This is a genomic window from Pseudoalteromonas rubra (assembly GCF_005887115.1).
GTDB classification, from domain to species: Bacteria; Pseudomonadota; Gammaproteobacteria; order Enterobacterales; family Alteromonadaceae; genus Pseudoalteromonas; species Pseudoalteromonas rubra_F.
This window is the reverse complement of the sequence record NZ_PNCJ01000015.1, coordinates 20288-38739: the sequence shown is the minus strand read 5'-3', so window position 1 is coordinate 38739 and position 18452 is coordinate 20288. Positions and strand designations below refer to the sequence as shown.

Annotated in this window: 15 protein-coding genes; 8 read left to right on the top strand and 7 right to left on the bottom strand. The window is 46.1% G+C overall.

From position 1 onward, the window contains the following. Window position 1 precedes the first annotated feature (1 nt). The 4 genes from CWB98_RS10940 to CWB98_RS10925 all read right to left on the bottom strand — a co-directional run bounded on the left by CWB98_RS10940 (window position 2) and on the right by CWB98_RS10925 (window position 4026). A complete protein-coding gene (locus tag CWB98_RS10940; RefSeq protein WP_138544908.1) occupies window positions 2-523 on the bottom strand; it encodes a GNAT family N-acetyltransferase in 522 nt (173 codons plus the stop codon). A 24-nt stretch (window positions 524-547) separates the two neighbouring features. Continuing rightward, on the bottom strand, window positions 548-1279 hold the full coding sequence (locus CWB98_RS10935) for a 5-oxoprolinase subunit PxpA (RefSeq protein ID WP_138544907.1): 732 nt from the start codon (window positions 1277-1279) through the stop codon (window positions 548-550). Between the two features lie 100 nt (window positions 1280-1379). Next, window positions 1380-2177, bottom strand: a complete 798-nt coding sequence (locus CWB98_RS10930) for a D-glutamate cyclase family protein (protein WP_138544906.1) — start codon at window positions 2175-2177, stop codon at window positions 1380-1382. Between the two features lie 64 nt (window positions 2178-2241). Further along, window positions 2242-4026: a glycoside hydrolase family 3 protein gene (locus tag CWB98_RS10925; RefSeq protein WP_138544905.1), complete on the bottom strand. Its 1785-nt coding sequence runs from the start codon at window positions 4024-4026 to the stop codon at window positions 2242-2244. A gap of 184 nt (window positions 4027-4210) precedes the next feature. Here CWB98_RS10925 and CWB98_RS10920 point away from each other — a divergent pair, with 184 nt between their 5' ends. Then, the gene (locus CWB98_RS10920) at window positions 4211-4561 is read left to right on the top strand and encodes a VOC family protein (protein ID WP_138544904.1); all 351 of its coding nucleotides are present in this window, start codon (window positions 4211-4213) and stop codon (window positions 4559-4561) included. 19 nt (window positions 4562-4580) lie between these two features. Here CWB98_RS10920 and CWB98_RS10915 read toward each other — a convergent pair whose 3' ends face one another. Then, window positions 4581-5312, bottom strand: coding sequence for an MBL fold metallo-hydrolase (locus tag CWB98_RS10915; protein ID WP_138544903.1), 732 nt, complete (start codon window positions 5310-5312; stop codon window positions 4581-4583). Next, window positions 5309-5914: a chemotaxis protein gene (locus CWB98_RS10910; protein ID WP_138544902.1), complete on the bottom strand. Its 606-nt coding sequence runs from the start codon at window positions 5912-5914 to the stop codon at window positions 5309-5311. The genes CWB98_RS10915 and CWB98_RS10910 overlap by 4 nt, the downstream gene beginning before the upstream one ends. A gap of 216 nt (window positions 5915-6130) precedes the next feature. On the opposite strand from CWB98_RS10910, the gene CWB98_RS10905 reads away from it, so the two are divergent. Further along, on the top strand, window positions 6131-8368 hold the full coding sequence (locus CWB98_RS10905; RefSeq protein ID WP_138544901.1) for a putative bifunctional diguanylate cyclase/phosphodiesterase: 2238 nt from the start codon (window positions 6131-6133) through the stop codon (window positions 8366-8368). A 96-nt stretch (window positions 8369-8464) separates the two neighbouring features. Further along, on the top strand, window positions 8465-9691 hold the full coding sequence (locus tag CWB98_RS10900) for a GAF domain-containing sensor histidine kinase (protein ID WP_138544900.1): 1227 nt from the start codon (window positions 8465-8467) through the stop codon (window positions 9689-9691). A gap of 22 nt (window positions 9692-9713) precedes the next feature. Here CWB98_RS10900 and CWB98_RS10895 read toward each other — a convergent pair whose 3' ends face one another. Then, a complete protein-coding gene (locus CWB98_RS10895) occupies window positions 9714-10388 on the bottom strand; it encodes a hypothetical protein (protein ID WP_138544899.1) in 675 nt (224 codons plus the stop codon). Between the two features lie 468 nt (window positions 10389-10856). Between CWB98_RS10895 and CWB98_RS10890 the strand changes: the two genes are divergently transcribed. The 5 genes from CWB98_RS10890 to CWB98_RS10870 all read left to right on the top strand — a co-directional run bounded on the left by CWB98_RS10890 (window position 10857) and on the right by CWB98_RS10870 (window position 18445). Further along, window positions 10857-11066, top strand: coding sequence for a cold-shock protein (locus CWB98_RS10890; RefSeq protein ID WP_010380108.1), 210 nt, complete (start codon window positions 10857-10859; stop codon window positions 11064-11066). 133 nt (window positions 11067-11199) lie between these two features. After that, a complete protein-coding gene (locus CWB98_RS10885) occupies window positions 11200-11703 on the top strand; it encodes a DUF4240 domain-containing protein (RefSeq protein ID WP_138544898.1) in 504 nt (167 codons plus the stop codon). Window positions 11704-12602: 899 nt separating this feature from the next. Next, window positions 12603-15101, top strand: coding sequence for a M4 family metallopeptidase (locus CWB98_RS10880; RefSeq protein ID WP_171045627.1), 2499 nt, complete (start codon window positions 12603-12605; stop codon window positions 15099-15101). A 90-nt stretch (window positions 15102-15191) separates the two neighbouring features. Then, window positions 15192-17144: a Hint domain-containing protein gene (locus CWB98_RS10875; RefSeq protein WP_138544896.1), complete on the top strand. Its 1953-nt coding sequence runs from the start codon at window positions 15192-15194 to the stop codon at window positions 17142-17144. A gap of 53 nt (window positions 17145-17197) precedes the next feature. Then, window positions 17198-18445 (top strand): hypothetical protein, encoded by a 1248-nt coding sequence (locus CWB98_RS10870; protein WP_138544895.1) that lies wholly within the window; start codon window positions 17198-17200, stop codon window positions 18443-18445. The last annotated feature ends 7 nt before the right edge of the window (window positions 18446-18452 follow it).

Below are 18452 nucleotides of genomic sequence, written 5' to 3'. Positions count from 1 at the left end.
TTTAGTTTGGTGTGATCAAGCCAAACTTCTGGTCATGACACCACTTTCCACCGAGCAGGTAGTTGTCTTTGAGTGTGCCTTCGAGCTCAAAGCCTAATTTGGTCAGTAAGTTAAAAGAAGGCTCATTGCCTTCGGTGACGGTTGCCGTTAGTTTGTGGTAACCACACTCGTTGAAAGCAAAGTCAATCACCGCTTTAGTCGACTCTTTGGCGTACCCTTTACCTTGATGTGCCGGATCAAGCATAAACCCAAGCTCTGCCTGCTGGAAGGGCACCCAGTTGCATAGAAAACCATGCAATCCAATTGGTGCTCCTGATTGGCGGTCTTCAATCAGCAATGTTAGCCAGTGGTTTTGTTGCTTTCGCCAGCGAGGCAGACGACGATTAAATTGGCTACGAATAAAATCTTGCCCTGGCAGGTCTTTAATAAATCGCATTACCTCAGGCTGCTGGTGCAGGTAGAGGAAAAATGGCCAGTCTTCATTGATTAAAGGTCTGAGTAAGAGTCTTGGGGTTTCTATCACAACATTTTCCTTATGAGTTATTGTTTAGGTGTGAAAAAGAAGTGCTTTGATGGCGACAATTTGTGCAATGCTGTCAGGGTTGTCACCGTGAACGCAAAGTGTATCTGCTTTGAGCGGCAGTAAGCGCCCGCTGGCAGTGGTAACTGTGCCTTGAGTGACCAGTTGTTTAACCTGTGCCAGAAGTTGGGCTTCGTTATGCACTGCACTGGGCTGTGAGCGAGGGCTTAGTAGCCCTTCATCGGTGTATAGCCTGTCTGCAAAGGCTTCAAACAGCAGCTCCACACCAAATTGTGACGCAAGACGCGCGTGATGATCTTGCTTGGCCGTTGCCAGAATCATTAGCTTTAACTGCGCAGGGTACAATGACATTGCTTTGAGTACCTGGATAAGTATACCTTCGTCGCGCATCATGTCGTTGTACAGTGCGCCGTGTGGTTTAACATACTGCAGCCTCAGTTCGTGTACGCGTGTCATTCCCTCTAATGCCGCTATTTGATAATGCAAGGTATTGATAAGCTCATTTTCACTGAGGGTCATAGAGCGACGTCCAAACCCTTGCAGATCAGGGTAACTGGGGTGAGCGCCAATCCCGACCTTATGCGTTTTGGCTAGTGTCAAAGTAGATGCCATAACACTGGGGTCGCCTGCATGAAATCCACACGCTATGTTGGCCAGATCAATATGAGGCATAACCTGATCGTCCAAGCCCATTTTCCAGGCGCCATAGCTTTCGCCTAAATCGCAATTTAACAGCATGAGTTGCTCTTATGTTTGGTTTTTATTGAACCTTAACACGGATCATTGTTGAAGGTTAGAGTATCAGCAGACAGAAAAGAGCAGAGGCCTCAGGCTTAACTCAGCTGATAACAAGACTGAGATCCGCTTTGTCTGTCACCAGCAGGTGTTGTGGACTGTTGATAATACACCACTCTGGTGCAGCCCGAGTGATGGCAAGATGCGCCGTTAAGCTGGTGGTCCAGAATACGGGTATATCACCTGAGCTAATGCAAAGCGGCTCGCCAAAGTTTGGTTTACTCAGGTTGGTAACTCCTATTTCGCCGGAGTCACCAAAATGAACCGGGATACCGTGAGGTACCCGACTCACAGAGCCGGCCTGAATTGCACGGATCAATGTCGGCTTATTCATAGGGCGCATGCAGACCACCTTTGGTCCCCCAAACGGCCCAACCTGATGGCTTTCGATATTGCTGATGTACATTGGCAAAGAGTGAGTCGGATTAGCAAGTGGGCTGGCAATGCCAAAAGAGTGTAAAACAGTGTCAAATGCGAGATGGCTGGCCAGCGCAAAAGCGACAAAATCATCCCGCCATAGATGCATAATATCAGAAACTTCTTCGGTCAGCTGGCCTTGTTTAAGTATACGATAGCGTGGAATATCTGTGCGTATATCAATATCCTGACCCAGTTGTTCCAGGTGATAATTGCCTGGCGAAATACTGCTTGCCAATAACGGGCAGCAATCAGCATTGTGCAGACAGTAGGTCTGAAATTCAAATGCACTGGCTTCTGGTAAGATTAAGATATTGCATTGGGCAAAACCAGGTACAAAACCATTGGTGGGGCCGGAGTAATCTCCGGCCCGGATCATGGCACGAATAGCGTTAGGTGCAGTGAGTGATGCCTTGGGGTCCATATTTGTCCTCATCAGATAACAGGCTGATTTAACAACATCTCCCCAATATTATAGGCCGATACGATTAATCTGCCTGTTTGTCTATGCTGACCGGGAGGGTGCCATTGGCTGTGGCCTTGCCCATAATCACTTGTGCAAGGGCTGTGTAAGCGGGGCCGCTCACCCGGCGCTCGGTTTCAACATCTACGTTATACGCATAGCTTGCCAGTACGGCCTGGCTGTATGGGGCAAAGCGAGTGATTTCATACGGTGCGCGTAAGCTGATGAAAACTGTCGGTGTATTCTGCGCTTGGGCGAATATCATTAACGCTTCTAAGGCCTCTGGCTGGGCTTTTGCGTTTACCGCAAATTTGGCTAATGTGGCCAGGTCGTCCATCCCGCCAATTTCGGCAGCACTTTGTGCCGGGGAGGCGTGCCCGGCAATCACCCAATCAGCACGCTGGATATCTGACTTTGCTTGCTGTGGATCAAACCCTTGCAAACTGGACACTGTCACAGTGAGTGGGTGTGCGGAGTGAGCCTGTAAAGCTTGTTTCAGCGCCGTGGCTTTTTGTTTGTCAGGCATGATCAGGTGAATGTGTTGATTAGCGCGAATTGTCAGTGGCAATAGATTATCATTTTTCACTTCGGTAATGGCCGCCAGCGCAAGTTCGGCCTCTACTTTACGATGTTGGGGGTTACCCAATACTGATTCAGCGATGGCGGTTGATAAGTGACGTTTTTCGGGTAAAAAACGAGCTTTGAGTTCACTAATTCTTTTGGCTGAAAGTTTGAGCTCAGAGACCGCTAGCCGGGTGGAGGCTGTTTGGTAAAGTTTGTCCATAAATTGCCTGAATGTGCTGATATCTTCTGCGCTGCGTATCGCAAAAGGCATGAGCGCGATATCTACGCCGGCGGCAAAGGTTTCTATGACAGCCTGCTCAGGAGCAAAGAAGTCACTGATCCCGGCCATATCGAGTGCATCCGTGATAGTCACACCCTGATACCCCAGTTGACCCCGCAGTAAATCGTGCATTATCTTGCGTGACATGGTGGCTGGACGCAGCATTTTCTCACCCCGTTTATTGAGGATTTGCGTATCATCTAAAGCGGGATATTGAATATGTGCTGTCATCAGCATACCCGGAGCGTGCTGCTTGATGATGGCCGCAAATGGTGCGATATCCTGCTGGTAAATTTGATCAGGAGAGTGATTGACCCGAGGTAACCCTGTGTGGCTGTCTACATTGGTATCACCATGGCCAGGGAAATGTTTAATGGCTGAAATAACCCCTTGTTGCTCAAATGCCCTAACTTGTGCGGCGCCAAGCTTTGCGACCATGTCGGGGCTCTCACCAAATGAACGTACATTGATGACTGGATTGTCCGGGTTGGCATTGACATCAACAGTGGGGGCGAAGTTAACATTGATCCCAAGCGCTGCCAGCTCTTTTCCTATCACAGAGGCGACTTCATGCGCATAGTGGGTGCCGTGTTTCGCATAGCTGGCACCAATACTCATATTGCCCGTGAATGAGGTTGCCTCGGCACGGTTGATTCTGGCGACTCTGCCACCCTCCTGATCAATGGCGATAAAGGGAGGGACTTCAGTAGCGTCATGCAGCTGACTTGTTAGCGCGACAATCTGGTCAATTTCCTGAACGTTTTCGGCAAACAGGATCACCCCACCGATATGATATTCACGGAGGATGTCTCTTAGCTGCGGTGGCAGAGACGTCATAGGCTCTCTGCACTGGGCTCCTTTGCCTTGTTCACAAAAGTATCTCAAATCGAGCATCAGTTTTTGGCCAATCAGAGGGCGTAATTCAGGTGATACCGTGGCACTGTGGCCTTGGGTTGTCAGGGTCATGAGCAAACCTATTAAAAGTAAGCGAAGCAAAGTATTCATCGTCAATATGCTATTTTTTCTGGCACTCTATCATGCCATAGCGCTAAGATGGAGCAAATTCAGCTCAGTACGCTATCTCAAACTGGTGTCAATGAACGAGCTTTGAACATTAAGGTAGAATCATAAAAATTAAGAGGGAAAAACCATGACACACCATGCCTTAAACTATGTAGAATTTGCAGCGTCGGATCTGACTGCGACACAGGCATTTTTTGAATCGGTATTTGGCTGGCAGTTTCAGTCATATGGCCCAGAGTACGTTGCTTTTAGTGAGTCTGGCTTGGAGGGGGGCTTTTTTCAAAGTGAGTTGTCTGCACGTCAGGATCAGGGGGCACCGTTACTGGTGCTCTACAGTCAGGACCTCGAGCAAACACAGCAAGCTGTAGAGCAAGCAGGGGCCACTATCAATAAAGCCATTTTTAGCTTTCCGGGTGGCAGACGGTTTCATTTCATTGAACCAAGTGGTAACGAATTAGCGGTGTGGAGCGACAAGTAACTCAAAAACCAGTACCCTGTTAACTTGCAATCCCGACATCCAGCTTGGCAAACCATTCAAGGAATTCGGTGACGGCGTCTCCTTTAAACAAGCGGCCATGTTGTGGTGCCATAATGTCGATATCCAGCTCCTTAACGCGGGCTATCCAGTTTGATTTTGCGCGGTTAGAGGGCATCCAGCGACGATGAAAATACTCCATGTGTTTCACATGAGTGCCAAAGTCTTCAACAAATATGGGCGCATCCGTTTTTTCCAGTGCTGCGCCGACATCACCGCTCATCAGAATTTTGGCTTGTGGGTCATAGACATGAAAATTTCCGGATGAATGCAGGTAATGTGCTGGTACCAGCTTTAAGCTAACGTCATTCAGACGGATCTCCCCGCCTTCATCCTTGATCCCCTGATATCTGATGTTATTCATGCCAAAGTGACGAATAAACCCTTCCCACAGCCAGGGAGCGTGTAGAGTTGCGTTCGGCAGGGCCTTATCCCACAACCCAAGTGATGAAATGATGTCGGGGTCCTGATGAGAAGCGAATAACGTTGTCAACTCTTCGAGTTCAATATGTTGCAATATTGCGGCTAACATAGGTGAAAAAAGCTCAGTGCCGCCCGGATCGAGCAGCACGGCCTGACCTTTTCCTTTTACCAAATACTGGTTAGTATCTATGATTTTTTCTGGTTTTCCTTCATCCCGGCCAAACATCAACCAGGTATGGCTGGGAGCCTGAAACAGTTGTGTCGCTTTCAATGCAAGGTGCCTCTTAGTGTATGAATTTCATTTAAGTTTACGGTGACAGATTGCTTGATTGTTCTGGCTGCACTGGCAATAAAGTCGGAGACGGATTGCAAGCTGTCACTAAATTCTCCTGCATTCGATGCTTCCACTCTACTGGTCACTGCAATGTATTCAGCACTGCGCATCTGCTTGTTAATTTCTTCAAAAAAACTCTCCAGTTCAAGCAGGGCGATTTCGAGTTTCTTGGTCTGTTGCTGTCGTTCTAATTTCGCTTTGTGCTGTAAGGCTGCGAGTTGCACTGTGGTAGCCAGCGTCGCAGCCTGATCAACATGTAAATCAAACTGTGTACTGCGCACGGCCTCGAGCGCGATTTTGAACAGCTGGTTGGATAATGTGGAGATGTGTGTTGTGGTTTTAATGGTTTGTTCTGAGAACTCATCAATAAAATTAGTAATAGGCTTAAAACCGGATGCAGAATCTCCCGCCCGAAGTGCCACAACGCGTGCATTTTTAGCGGTTAATGATAAGTTTTTGGCTTCAGCCAGAATGGCATCCAGGTTGGCGATAATACGCGCAACGCGAATAAAGCTGTCTACTATATTTTTATCGCTCAATGCGAAACTCCACTGGCAACGGGCTGCTTTCAAGACACTAGGATAAAATTCGCTGAAATTCCAGAAATCGGCATAATTGCACACCCAGTGAAAATGTTCTCCACAACCTTAAACCCTTTCATTAACAAAGGCTTCAAAAGTACTCTTAAGCATTACCAAAGTGACGAGATTGCGACTAAGCTTGACAGGTGCGACATAAAAAAAATCGGAGCCTGAGTGAAACCCGCTGCGTTGCAATCAATAGTTTGTCTGTGTTTCTCTGCCATGGGGTGGCAGGCAAGCGCAGCAACTCCATCACCCGCTATTTTATTGGCCAACCCAATGGTGTTTGCGTTGGCCACAGGGGGCGTGTTTGCTTTGATGGCGGGGTTGGTGGTGTGGGGGTTAAATCGCCAACGGGGAGTTATCAGCAGTAGTGAACACCATGAGGCCCATCATTTTTATCTGGAGGCATTTCAGGCGAACCCGGGATATCAGTTTGTATTTAGCTCGGATGCGAGCTTGGTCAGTATGAGTGATGGCTTAACTAAAGCGCTGAATAAAACCCATAAAGCACTGTTTGCTTATAACCTGCATGAATTACTTGAACCAGATAGCTGGGCAAGGCTTGCAGCGTGGCTGGAACAGCCAAAAAATGGTCAGGTGGTTAAATTGACTTTGGTTAGTGCGCACAGCGAACGTGTGACGGGGTTGTTTGAGTTGCAGAGCTCTGAGCAACGCAATCTTCATCTGGCTCGCTATTTACATCTTTCTCCTCATCTTGGTCAGGCTGACACAGACAGCGAGCTGTTAGCCGTGACACTGAGCTCCATAGGCGACGGCGTAATTTGCTGCGATGTAGAGAGCCGAGTGATCTTTATGAATCCGGTCGCCGAGGCCGTCTTAGCCTTGCTGACCGAAGAGGTTAAAGGGCTGCCTATTACTGAGGTTATGCCGCTTTATCACGAGGGCAGTGACAGGCTCATTGAAGATCAGATGGCGGTTTGTATGCGCAACCAACAAACGATTAGCTTGCCGGATTCTACCTGCTTTCGAAATCATCTCGGGCTGGAGTTTGCGATTGATGATTCCTGCTCTCCGGTCTACAACAACGCAGGTAAAGTGATTGGGGCCGTGATGATTTTCCAGGATGTGACTGAATCGCGGGCGCTTAAACGTAAAATGAATCACCTGGCTCACCATGATGCACTGACCGGTTTGCCGAATCGACTATTGTTACAAGACAGGCTGATTCAGGCCTGTAAACGTGCATTACGCAACCGTCATCAGTTTGCCGTTGTGTTTATGGACCTCAATAAGTTTAAAAAAATTAACGACTCACTAGGGCATGACTTTGGTGACCTGCTTTTGAAGCAGATAGCGCACCGACTGACCGATGCTATCAGGGCATGTGACACGGTGTCTCGAATGGGAGGCGATGAGTTCGTGCTGTTGCTCGATGCCATTGAAGATAAACGGCATGTCGTCACTGTTATCAAGAAAGTGCTTGATAAAGTGTGTGGTCGGTACGAGATCAAAGGCGTCGAAGTGCAGGCGACTTTGAGTGCTGGTGTGGCTTTATACCCCGATGACGGTGACAACGCCGAAGTGTTAATGAAACACGCCGACAGCGCCATGTACCGGGCAAAGAAGTCTGGCAAAGGTGGCATGCAGTTTTACTGTTCACAACTGGATGACGAAGCTGAACAAAACCAGGTTTTGGAGCAGGCCATTCTGGAGGCGATATCTGAGGATAAGTTTGTACCTTATTTTCAGCCTGTTGTGAATGCAGCGGATGGCCGTGTTGTTCAGCTGGAAATGTTAGCACGCTGGCACAAAGAAGGTACCCTGGTCGAAGCGACTCATTTTATCGGTCAGATAGCGGATTTGGGCGCTCTGATGACGTTGCAGATCAGGCTTTGGGAGCAAGCGTTGAGCCATTTTGCGCAATGGCAGGCACAGCACCCGGAACTCAGGTTAAGTATCAACTTTGCAGTAAAAGCACTACAACACGATGACGCATTGCAAACGCTTAACCGCTGCTTATCCTCACATGGCCTACTACCCCAGCATATAGAAATTGAGATTTCTGAAAAGCAGCTGTCGTTGCTTGGAGCAGAACTTAGCTCGGTGGTTAGCACATGGCGTCAGGCTGGGTTTACTCTGGCAATTGACGACTTTGACGCCTGTCAAACCAGCATAAATGAACTTCATGCATTCCACTTTGATGTCCTTAAACTGGACCCCGAGCTAACAAAGGGATTGATTACAGGTAAGGCTTCGGGCGTGGTGAGTTCGATATTGATCCTGGCCAACAACCTCGGTGTTATTTGCTGCGCTGAAGGAGTAGAAACCACTGAACAAGCCAGGTTACTCACCGAGATGGGCTGCCCTCTGCTGCAGGGTTATCATTTGGGAGAGCCACTCAGCGCAGAGGATATTACTGCCCACCTGGCACTGAAAAGTACCTCATAGACCACAAATACGCACTTAAATTGGTGGGTTCAAGCTATACTCAGATAGCAGGTCCTAAAGGTATGTTGCCAGCAAAGGGCTTGCTAGGAGCGGCGCGTGAACACCAACACTTTATCAGATGAATTGGTTATACAATGGAATGAACTATTAACTCGGGTGGCGGAGTTGCTGGAGGTGCCTGTTGCATTGATCATGAAGCTTAATGGTGCTCACCTGAGTGTGTTTAATAAAAGCCTCAACAGCAAAAATCCTTACGAGATTGGCGATAGCGAGTGTTGGGATCAATCCGGGCTTTATTGTGAAACAGTGATAAAAACACAACATGAGTTGTGTGTTCCCAACGCCCTCAAAGATCCAATCTGGGATCATAACCCAGATATCAAACTAGGCATGATAGCTTATCTTGGTTTGCCAATTAAGAATGTTGATGACTCTGTTTTTGGCACAGTATGTGTGCTAGATGACAAAGAAAACACCTTTGATGGCAAAACCAGAGCCATGCTCAGCTCACTGAAACATTTGTTTGAATTGCAATTGAGAATGCTGGCGGAGCAAAAGGAGCAAGATCATAAAGAGGCATTTAAAGAGCAGACATTAATGACCATGGGGCTGGCTCATGAACTGAATACGCCACTGGGCGTGAGTGTGACGTCTGCATCTATGTTGGTTGAGTCGGCCAGCCGACTTTTGCAAACATTAGATGACGGGCCTGAGTCCATGGGGGAAATCCGCAAACAGGCAGACTGCATTGGTCAGGCAGCGGCCTTACTGGCACGTAACCTTTATCAGATTGACGATAAGATTGATCGGCTTAAGCAGTCTATTGTGCAGTGTCACAATGGGGTTTCGACAGTATGCCGTATTACAGACGTTTTTAATTCGCTGGCAGAGGTATGGGCGCCTTCGTTAGAAGAGAAAGAGATCACGCTTCAAATCGACACCGACCCAAGTGCAGACGTATTATTACACCTCAAGCCCGCTAGTTTGATAGAAGCACTCAACCATTTGATTACGAATGCAATTGAACATGCATTCGATGGCGTTGAACAGCCAACCATCAAAATAGGCGCAAAGGTTAAAAATCAGGAGCTCAAGCTCAGAGTCAGTGATAATGGCGCTGGCGTGAACCTGATACATCCGGAAGATATTTTTGCACCTTTTTATTCAACTAAGAAACAGGTTGCAGGGTCGGGGTTGGGTTTGGCCCATGTTAAGCGTATTGCTTTGAATGATCTGGCGGGCACGGTGTATGTCAGCCGTTATCAAAATGGCTTGAGCATAGTACTGAGATTTCCTGTGTCCGGGCTCATAGCGCAACCTTGAGCTGGCAGTCAAAGAGACTTTGCTACAGACCTTTTTGTGCCTTCACAGTTGCAATAGCCAATGACAGTTGTGCAGCCATTGATGCATGCTTTTTATGCAGCACATGATAGGCTTTTGAACTGAATAAATGATGCACATTCAAATGCGCGAGTGAGTCGGGTAGCGGCCACTGAGTTGATACCACAAAGATTGCATAATCGAAGCGATGCAGATTGAGTAGCTCGGGCAACTTGCCTAAGTTATTAATCTGATAAAACTGATTTCTTTGCGCCTGCGGGTACTTAGTGAGTAGCACGCGCTTGGACTGATCGGTCGCGACTATGGTACTGGGTGTTGCCACCAGCACGGAGTTGTCGCAAGGCACATTCGCAACACACAAGAGCACAAAGTCAACTTCGGTCAACGCCGGACCCACAGAAATGACATCTTTGAAAGGGGCGAATATCTCCTGTGCCAGAATGACGTCGCCGTCTGTATGCTCTGCTGTAATTTCGTGAAGCACACGGTGCGCGGGCATGGAAATAAAGTTGGCTTTGATACCTGCTTGAGCATATGCCGCCTGAACTAATGGCAAGGCCTGATCTCGGACGCTGGGATGTTGCAGGTAGGATATTGTCAATGGTGCAGCCCCAATTGATGCACTGAAAGCGCATAACACAATAACTCTGGTTATTAACAAAAAGATTTCTTTAAGCATAAAAAGCGCCTTAGTGGATCTGCGCTGGATTATACCCAGTTTAGTTGCAAAGCATAGTCTCTAAAGGTGTTATATCCGGTTAAATTAGCCACAATTTGCCCTCGATCATAGTCCTGTCAAATAGCTAAAATAAAAAAGGTACACCCTTATCTCCTCTGCCTTGAAAGCGACTTGTTTGTGTCATCAGGAATTAACAAATATGATTAAAAATTAGTTGACTTAGAGGGGCAGCCCGATAAGATGAACGTAGACAGAATTTGGGTCAGTGTTTATAAATCTCCATTACGTTGTTGTATAAGTTTTTGCTTGTAGTAGTACCGTCCTGAAGTTTTATCACCGGCAAAATTTAGGTCTATGCGCCCACATGGGCATAGGTTTGCCAGTTTTTTGTATAGAAGGATCCTTTGCAACAGGGCAGAGGTTAGCTTTTAGGGATTGGCATCATTTTAATATTCAGGATTTACTATTATGTCTAATACTTTAACAGGTACCGTAAAGTGGTTTAACGAATCAAAAGGTTTTGGTTTCATCGCTCAGGAAAATGGCCCAGATGTATTCGCACACTTCAGTGCAATCAAAGGTGACGGTTTCCGCACCCTTGCTGAAGGCGAGCGTGTTGAGTTTAAACTGACTCAAGGCCAAAAAGGTCCTCAGGCAGAAGAAATCGTTAAGCTGTAATTAAAAGCTTAGTACCCTGAGAGAAAAAGCAGGCTAAGGCTTGCTTTTTTTGTGTCTGTGATTCACTTAGCATACCTTTCAATTAACAGGCTGTGATAAGATCGCATCATGAATTCCTGATGTGTTTTATTCCATGGATCTGACCCAATTCTGGCAGCTCATTGCCATTGACAACCAAAGCAAAGATAAAGCGGCGCAACTAAAAACCAGACTGGAAACACTGTCTGATACAGACATTGCCGATTTTGACACACACTACAGCAAGCAACTCAGACGCTTATGGCACTGGGATATCTGGGGTGCAGCCTATGTGACCTGCGGCTGCAATAGTGAATATGATTTCCTGGATTTCTGCAACTGGTTGCTGACTCAGGGCGAAGCCGTGGTAGAGCAGGTGCTGACCCAGCCAGATACTCTGGCAAGCATTGAAGACATGCCTCTGCGCGACAACCTGCCTTACCCTTACTGCGACGAACTGGACCTGACAGCAGGCTTGCTCTACGAGCAAAAAACGGAGCAGGAGCTGCCCTATCACAACACAGTGAACTATGCGCCACAGGGCAAACAGTTTAAAAATAAACCCAAAGTGTTAAAACAAACCTATCCACAGTTGTTTGCTAAGTACTGGCAGGGGTGAGTTCTGCCAGTGCCTTCTTAGTTTTCAGTGATACGCCGCAGAATGCAAGCTACAAAATGCAGGTACAAACAGCATGTTCTCTGTGTATAGATAACCGAGAGTAACATTGCGCATGCCCAAATTAGACTCTGTACACCAGAGACATATTTCCACTCGGTGCTTGAGTACTGAAAATGCAAATAGTTCTCCAATGAAACCATGGCGTATTCTTCTTAGCCATTTGAAATATCTACTAACTTATTAATTTTTTGAGCCTTATTATTAAAATAACGGCAGCAATCACCGCCAAGTCGATAAAATACTGTTTTAAATAGTGCTTTGGCATTGTTTTTATTTTCTACAACCGAGTGTATTCAACGTGCAGGAATGAACATGAAATTTTAACAGGTTGTTTGTTTTTTGTTTCATTGTGGGTGTTTGTACATTACGCTTTTATGACGTAACGCAATAGGCTTGAATATTCAATTATAAGTCGCAATGACCTCATGGTGCCAGCGACAAGCCCGTTTCAAGCTTAAAAGGAAAACATCTAGTTTATAAACAGTACGTATTCAGGGAGAGAGTGAATGCCTATTATTAAAGCCTCTTTGGCGGCCTTTCTATGTTGGTTCAGTTGTGTTAGCTACGCTGAGACGCAGTGGATCGATACACACTCATTATTGAATCAGCAACACTTGTGGCATGAAATTGAACATGAACTGCACAAGCAGACTCGAACCTTCGCCCTTTCAGCGGATGCGGACAAAGCGGAAAAAGGATTGAGTTATCAACGGATAAAAACGATAGGAAGTACCAAACGCTTTGAGCATTATCAGGCTTTTTATCGTGACATACCGGTGATAGGAGCTCAGTTTGTCCTCGTCAAAGACGGTACTGATAAAGTCGTGCAGGGTCTGGGTGTGACCTTGAGAGCACAAGAGATAGAGAGTGCCTCCGATGGGCATTACTTCCACATGCCTCTGACAGATATAGAACAGAAACTGGTATCAGGAGCAGGCATAGCTTCCGGGACGAAATTACAACATCTCAAGCGGGCGTATTTGACTTGGCAAGGCCGTTTAGTCGGTGTGTTTCAGGTCTCCGCCACTTCGAAAGAGGGCGTACGTATACTTACCATAGACGCGGACACCCTGAATGTACTTAAATCTGAGCAAGGGGTCGTTCACGTTTCCAGTGATGAGCAAGACGTTAAACCGCTTTCTAGTGACGAACAATACGTTGCTGCTGGTGGCATAGGTGGTAACGAGAAAATGGGGGCTATTTGTTATTCACCACAGCCTTCAACAATGGAGGCTTGCCTCAGATATCAATATGATGAAACAACCAGCGCTTCAACTGAGTTGCTATTCAATGATATCAGCAACACAGATCGACCGCTCATCTTTGCTGAATTTGATGGCTACCCTTTTGTTGTCAGAAAAGAGGGGGGACGCTGTTTTTTAGAAAACCCATATGTGCAGACGATTGACAATAGAATTCATGAAACAGAGCCTAGTGAGTTTGACTGCAATGATAAACTTGAAAATTTTGATCGAACTAATGTCGATCAACTTTACTATCAACGGTTTAGTTACGGCTCTGTGAATGAAGCTCACTTTTATGGTGGGCTGACAATGCAGTTTTTTCACAAACAGCTGGGTGAGCTATTTCCAGAACAAGATGCTCATTGCGCAGAAAACGGATATTGCCTTCACAAACTAAAACAGAGAGTGCATCGGAATTTTTTTAGCATGAACAATGCTTATTGGGATGGTACTTATACTAATTTTGGTAGTGGCGACAGCTATTTTAATTATTCGCTGACTGTGTCGAGCGTAGTCGCCCACGAGGCTGCGTATGCATTGACATACTGGAATAGTCAGCTGAAAAGTCAGGGGGAAGCAGGCGCTTTTTATCAAGCGTTCTCAGATATTTCTAGCCTTGCCGTACTGGATTACTTACAGCGCAGAGCCTCTGGCAGCTTTAGTACCTCAGAGCCATTTTTAACGCAAACATTGGATGGCACAGGACGCCCGCAAGACGATAAAAAGTGGTGGCTCGGCTGGGATGTTAAAACCCAGGACGTAGGGCATCGTTATTTTGCCCTCCCGTCTATGGATGGCCGAGGTATTGACCACATGAGTATGTATCGTGCGAACATGTCTACCTACGACGTTGGGGGAGTTTTCAGAAAAGCGTTTTATGAGCTAGTGAAAACCTATGGCTGGACAATTAAAGAAGCGTTTAAGCTATATCTGAAAGCAAATGTATCCTGCCTGCCAGCCAATGCCAGTTTCGATGATGCAGCGACCTGCTTGATATTCGTTGCAGATTCAGATGTTGTGAATAAGCCAGTACAGGAAGCACAAAGTAATGTCGATGAGGCGTTGCACCAGGTGGGGTTGGTGGCGCACTCATCTGGGATTTCCAGCCTGCCGGTCACGGCAGTACCACAGTATGATGAGTTCAGATATTTGATTGAAACACTACCTATTGATGAAATAGAACGGATCGCTGTGGACTGGGGTAATGAGGTCACTGAATACTGGGAGCGAGCGTCCAGCGATGCGATTTATCCGTTCTTACAAAGGGCGAACGTTATTGAGCCTGAATTGCTTACTCGGTTTCAACTCAAAGTGGTCAAAACAGATGGCAAGGAGCTGTTTGCCTTTCGGGATTATTATTCACGCCCTCTGGGGGTAGTTTGCCCACCATTATTTGGAGGCGAAAATCCAGACCTTATGAGTCGTGTTCTGATTAATGGTGATAATTTGTCGTTGTTGCCACAGAGCTATCAGGAGATATTGGACCAGCCTCTGCGTTTATATTTGAAACAGCAGAACATCATTGACCTGGGGCTAGGTGCTGTAGGTCAAAAAGTGACTGTATTGCTGGATACCAACCGTAATGGTTCGTATGAAGAGCAGGAAGTTTATCTCGTAAAAGAGGTAACGGATACGGGGCTGGTTGCTTTTACTTTGCCCGAAAGTTTTCTGCCGGGTAAAACAATGATGCGTGTGGTGGTTGGTCACGGATATAGTTTTTTCTTTACATGTGGAAGTGTAGATGAGGGTCAAATCTTTGATGTAAAAATCGGCTTCTCAAGCACTGGTGCGTGGTCGCCTACAAATTTTAGTTTCGAAATTCACAGCAATAATAAAGTTAAGTTTACCAACAGCTTCGTACAAAATACGGCTCAACCTTCGGGTGACATTAAACAGTCTGTGAATGTAAATGGTTTAACAGATGTTTCCTTCTCAAGTGCAACTTCGTATTCGATTGATGCTAAGACTTGCATTGAGCAGAGGTCTGAAACAAGCTCACGCATGTATACGTACAGTGAGTTGTCATATTTATTAGCCTGTCAAATAAAAATAGCCACACCGCAAAAAACTCATAAAGGGTTCCATCCGACTTAATTGAATGAATTGCTGTAGGGTTTCGCTGGCATATTGTTGGCGGGACCTGAGCGTTTGCTCAAATAACTCTCCATATTAAGGGAATAAAATATGAAACCTCTCTATTTATCCATTGCACTTGCACTGGGGACGGTATTTGTTATGCCAGATTCTCTGGCTGGCTCATCAAATGCAACCCATGATGTCGCTTACCAACAAAGTATGCAGATTAAAAATGAGCACTTAAAAGCGCGACTGGCAGAGCATAGTCTGAGTAAAAATAATCGACCTCATCTGTTTTCGCTGATTGATCAAAGACTGAAACGGGACATATCAGTAGCAGACAGTGCGAGCATCAGCTCATTACAAAACTGCTCGAGCGGCAGGCCTGAGCTGTGTTCTTTTTTCAAACATATGGGAGTTGAAGTAGCAACTAGCAATACAACTGGTGAGTCATTTGTTGTGTTATCTGCATTGTACAGTAAAACTGTTTCAACGAATTATACTTTGATAGACCTTCGCTTGATCAATGAAAAAGGCGAGCAACTCACTATGCCCGTATACAAGGAGTATTTTGGTGATGGCCAGGAAGCCAAGCGAAAAGTTGTTCACTCGTATGCCAAAGCGCAAAACATTCTTTCCAAACTAGCAGCCTCTGAGCGTATCTTTGCTGATGGCTGGGTCACCGTAGTATACAGTGATGCGAGCAATAAACAGGTAGTCGAAGATCGAAATATCGTAGTGGAATACTCAAAAGATACCTTGCTTGCCAAACTGGGGCATTTCAGCCATCTAGGAACGGGTACATCTACCGAAACAGGTGCCTCTTTGTTTCCAGCGACCGATCAAGGTGGCTTTGGGAGTAACATTGCAAAGCCAATTGACAATCGCTCCGAAGCCGGAGAAGGGGTGCCGGACGGTAAGATAGTCATGTGTCTTAATCGGAATTACGGTGATTGTGATTATGAGAATATCTACCCAAGAGATACACCTACTAGCCAAACCAAGCTTAAGGTGCCTTTTAAAGGCAGCTTGAATGTTATGGGAAAGGTGACTCGTATCTATCAGCCGGACTTTACTACGCTGGAAGTAAAAGAGGAAAACGGCACAATAACGTTAGTTGAGAACCCTGTGGTTGATAAGCCTACCTTTGTTAATCATGGCTCAAATATCTTTATTCAAACGAAAGAAGGCGGAGGAGCTGTGCCGATTGGTGTTTCTGATTTTCAGACCATTAGTGATTTTTTTGCGAAGCAACTGACGGTTAGCTACGATAAATTTCTCGGTGTAGATAGGACAACCTTATCATGGGATATTCCACAAAGTGAAGGGGTTTTTGGGGATGCCACTTTGTTTAGCAGATATCAGGATACTCACTGGATCATGCACTTTGCACTTGATCACGTACTTCGCCCTGGAAGAGATCCGCTAACGGCTTCTTTTGTTATTGGTTCCACTGAGATGGAAAGTGGTTGGCAGGATATAGGTCATCCTCAGATGCAAATCGTTTACAGTTGTCTGGCAGAAGGTACCTTAATCACTCTGCCAAATGGCAAGCAACTTCCCATCGAGCAACTTAAAGTGGGAGATCAAGTGCTCGGTGCCAGCGAGTTCTCTCCTGCCCATCATTTAGCTCTGACGATTGAAGATATTTCTGTGGGTGTTGAAACCATTCCTATGGTCCAGCTCAAAACCAAGTCGGGTAAAACACTGCTATTAACAGAATCTCATCCTGTTGTAATGCAATCAGGTAAGGCTGTGTGGGCCAGCAAAATTGAGCAAGGCGCAAAGATTTTGACCGAAAGTGGGTTGGAAATGGTCACTCAGATAGAAGAGATTGAGTTCACCGACAATGTGTACAACCTTCGTCTGGGCCGTGATAACGAAGACCCCAATTACCAGCAAGGCGAGTCTTTCAGCATGTTTGCCAATGGCCTGCAAGTTGGGGATCTGGCAATGCAAAGCGAGCACGAGTTTAGCAATGAGGTGGAAACAACAGAAGATGTGCTTAATCGTTTGCCTCAGGTCTGGCATCAGGACTATCTGAACAGCCTGAAGCAGTAGTCATGGATTGACAAAGACTAAGGCCCGACAGGGCCTTTCATGGAGATATGATAATGAAAATACGTAATGTGGTTTCGATTATGCTGTTATTGGGAGCAGTCTTGTTTTTGATGCAGGCACATGCTCACACTATAGCTGTCCATGAAGTAGAAGTACGAACGACCATTGGTCAGAACAATGACATTGTGCCACTTGGCACGGCTTATCAGAGCAAAGGAAAGCAGTTTTTGGGGTTGCAATCTGTGCTTGGCAGGCAAGTCGATCACCTGGGTAACACGCATATAGATTTTAGAGTCGGTGTTGACCTGAGCTATCAGCAAGCACTTAAACTCGTTGATGGCAAGGTAGACGCGGGTTTTGAATTGCCAGCGGTGAGAGTAGATGCCGGCTCAAACTATGCTAAGGATATCAGCGCGGACAGGTATACTGGTACTTATACCGTCTACTCCTCAATAAAGCCCAAATCCAGAATATTGATTCCAAGCGATGACACAGGCTATCAACCGACAGTAGCCGCGAAGGAATTGGCAACAGCATATCCCGGAAACAGAGCAAGCAATTTGGGTGACGGATTTGCTCAGGGGTTTGCTTACGGCTCGAATGTTGTCATTAACATGAAAGTTGAGTATCGAAATGAGGCTGATAAGCGCACAATTGGTGGATATCTTAGTGTTGACTGGATAGGTAAAGTTAAAGTCGAGGGAGACCTCCAGAAAATCGCCGAAGATAAACGAAAATCAGTCAAGATTACGATCAGTGGTATCCAAAGTGGGGGAGACCCAAACAGGTTATTGCAAGTCATACCTAACGGTATTATGCACTGCACATTGCTAAACCCTGAACCTTGCTTCAATCTGTTTGAAGCTGCGGTACATTACCTTAAAACGGACTATATCAATCAGTTTAATTCACTGGATGATTACAATATTACCGATACTTATACAGCCAGATATTTGGACTCTGGTGCAGGACTTCAACAACTCATCCCTGATAGTGGTTATACGCCAGCTAATTACCTGACTCGACTCATCATCAAAGAGCTGACTGCACGCTGGATAGATGAACGGCTGGTATATCGCCGAGCAAAAAACCTGCAACGTTACTACGCAGCGCAATTTTCTGCAGAGCAATTGATACAGTTACAGGATATTGAGACTAAAAGTCGTGCCAATGCGAACTTGTTTGCTGATTTGGTCGACTATTGCGAGCGCAATCCAGAAGGCAATCACTGCATTAATTACGAGGCCGACAATCTCGTGTATGTGCGTGATTATAGTGCCATCAGTGACGTACTAAGATAAGGATATC